The organism is Rhizobium sp. TBD182 (assembly GCF_001950375.1).
In the GTDB taxonomy this organism is placed as follows: Bacteria; Pseudomonadota; Alphaproteobacteria; order Rhizobiales; family Rhizobiaceae; genus Agrobacterium; species Agrobacterium tumefaciens.
Map to the genome: position 1 here is coordinate 1 of NZ_BDLN01000025.1, position 2,544 is coordinate 2,544.

The 2,544-nt window shown below is 60.8% G+C and carries 3 protein-coding genes; all 3 read right to left on the reverse strand.

The window, feature by feature from the left end:
• Positions 1-3: 3 nt before the first annotated feature.
• A complete protein-coding gene (locus T18_RS26110; protein ID WP_013761442.1) occupies positions 4-1,002 on the reverse strand; it encodes an ABC transporter ATP-binding protein in 999 nt (332 codons plus the stop codon).
• Between the two features lie 12 nt (positions 1,003-1,014).
• Positions 1,015-1,839, reverse strand: a complete 825-nt coding sequence (locus T18_RS26115) for a carbohydrate ABC transporter permease (protein ID WP_003519423.1) — start codon at positions 1,837-1,839, stop codon at positions 1,015-1,017.
• A gap of 12 nt (positions 1,840-1,851) precedes the next feature.
• The coding region (locus T18_RS26120; protein WP_075807886.1) for a carbohydrate ABC transporter permease at positions 1,852-2,544 on the reverse strand (693 nt) is incomplete at its 5' end.

Here is a 2,544-nt window from a genome sequence, read left to right on the forward strand (position 1 = left end):
GCGTCATATCGCGATGCCCTTGTCATCGAACCTGTGGATTTTGGCATCATCTGGTGTGATGAAGACGGTATCGCCGTGTTTGCATTCGAATTCACCGTCGGTTCTGGCGGTGATGGGGCCGATGCCGGGGACGTCGAGGTGGAGGAAGGTGTCGGAGCCGAGATGTTCGGCAACCGTGACCTTGCCCTGCCACAGCCCGGTTTCTTTCGACAGCGTCAGGTGCTCGGGTCGCACGCCGGCGGTGGTCGCACCCTTTTGCCGGGCGTAATCGCCGGTCACCAGGTTCATGCGCGGCGAGCCGATGAAGCCGGCGACGAAGAGGTTGGCGGGCGAGCGGTAAAGCTCCATGGGCGAGCCGACCTGCTCGATATTGCCGCGGTTGAGGACCACGATCTTGTCGGCCATGGTCATAGCTTCCACCTGATCGTGGGTGACGTAGATCATCGTCGTCTTCAGTGTGTTGTGCAGCTCGGAGATTTCCAGCCGCATGGTGCCGCGCAGCGCCGCATCAAGGTTGGAGAGCGGCTCGTCAAACAGGAACGCCTTCGGTTCGCGCACGATGGCGCGGCCGATGGCGACGCGTTGGCGCTGGCCGCCGGACAGTTGCGAGGGCCGGCGTTCGAGATAATCGGTGAGGTTGAGGATACGGGCGGCATCGTCGACCTTCTTGTCGATGACGGCCTTGTCGAGTTTGGCCATCTTCAGCGGGAAGGCGATGTTGTTCCTGACACTCATATGCGGATAGAGCGCATAGGACTGGAACACCATGGCAAGGCCGCGCTCGGCCGGGGCCTTTTCGGTGGCGTCGTTGCCGTCGATGACTATTCTGCCGCCGGAGACGTCTTCCAGCCCGGCAATCAGGCGCAGCAGCGTTGACTTGCCGCAGCCGGACGGGCCGACGAAGACGACGAACTCGCCGTCATGGATATCGAGATCGATCGACGGGATGACTTTTGCCTCGCCGAAGAGCTTGGACACGTTCTGAAGGGAAATGCTGCCCATTATTGTCGTTCCTTATTTCACGGCGCCAAAGGTGAGGCCACGCACGAGTTGTTTCTGCGAGAACCAGCCGATGACGAGAATGGGGGCGATCGCCATCATCGAGGCGGCCGAGAGCTTGGCCCAGAACAGCCCCTGCGGTGAGGAGAAGGAGGCGATGAAGGCCGTCAGCGGTGCCGCATTGGTGGTCGTCAGCCGGATGGTCCAGAAGGATTCGTTCCAGGCAAGAATGACGTTCAGGAGCAGCGTCGAGGCAATGCCCGGAACCGCCATTGGGGTCAGTACATGCACGATCTCGTTCCAGAGCGAGGCACCATCCATGCGGGCTGCTTCCAGGATCTCGCCGGGGATTTCGCGGAAGTAGGTATAAAGCATCCACACCACGATCGGCAGGTTGATGAAGGTGAGCATGACGGTCAGCCCAATGCGGGTATCGAGCAGGCCGGCATTGCGGAAGATCAGGTAGATCGGCACCAGCACCGCCACCCCCGGCATCATCTTGGTGGAGAGCATCCACATCAAAATGTCCTTGGTGCGCCTGGTCGGCGAGAATGCCATGGCCCAGGCGGCGGGAATGGCGATCATGAGCGCGATGATCGTCGAGCCGAGCGACAGCACGACCGAGTTCATGAACGGCTTGAAGTAATCGCGCTGGGTCTGCACGGTGATGTAGTTTTCGAGCGTGCCCGAGGGAATGAGGCTGAAGCCTGCGATCGCCTCCGGCTCGGTCTTGATCGAGGTGAGGAAGGCGTAAAGGATCGGGAAGAACAGCAGCAACGCCACGGCCCATGCCGCGATGGTGAAGCCGATCTTTGCGCGTGTCGTTGTCTTGCGGGCCATGATCGCTTCTCCTTAACGGTCGAGGTTCTTGCCGACGGCGCGCATCAGGAAGATGGCGACGATATTGGCGAGCACGACGGCGATGATGCCACCGGCCGATGCGCCGCCGACGTCGTAGCCCAGAAGCGCCGTGCGATAGATGAGGAAGGCAAGGTTGGTCGAGGCATAACCCGGGCCGCCATTGGTGGTGACGAGGATTTCCGCGTAAACGCCGAGCAGGAAGATCGTCTGGATGAGGATGACGACGGTGATGGCGCGGGCAAGATGCGGCAGCGTCAGGTAGATGAAGCGGTTGATGAAGTTGGCGCCATCCATCTCGGCCGCTTCCTTCTGCTCGCCATCGAGCGACTGGAGGGCGGTGAGCAGGATCAGCGTGGCAAAGGGCAGCCATTGCCAGGCGACGATGATGATGATGGAGAGCAGCGGAAACTGCGCGAACCAGTCGACCGGCTGCAGGCCGAAGAAGCGCGACAGATCGGCAAGTACGCCGTAACCGGGATGCATGATCATGTTCTTCCACACCAGCGCCGCAACAGGCGGCATGACGAAGAAGGGCGAGATGATCATGATACGCACGATGCCCTGACCGAAGATGTCCTGGTCAAGCAGAAGCGCAATCGCAATACCGCCGATGACGGTGATCAGAAGCACGCCGCCGACGATGGCAAGCGTGTTGAAGATCGACTGGAAGAAGGCCGGATCGGT

Bases quoted from the DNA above. Each gene is read 5' to 3' on its own strand.
- T18_RS26110 (WP_013761442.1), bottom strand. From the start codon at position 1,002: ATGGGCAGCATTTCCCTTCAGAACGTGTCCAAGCTCTTCGGCGAGGCA.
- T18_RS26115 (WP_003519423.1), bottom strand. From the start codon at position 1,839: ATGGCCCGCAAGACAACGACACGCGCAAAGATCGGCTTCACCATCGCG.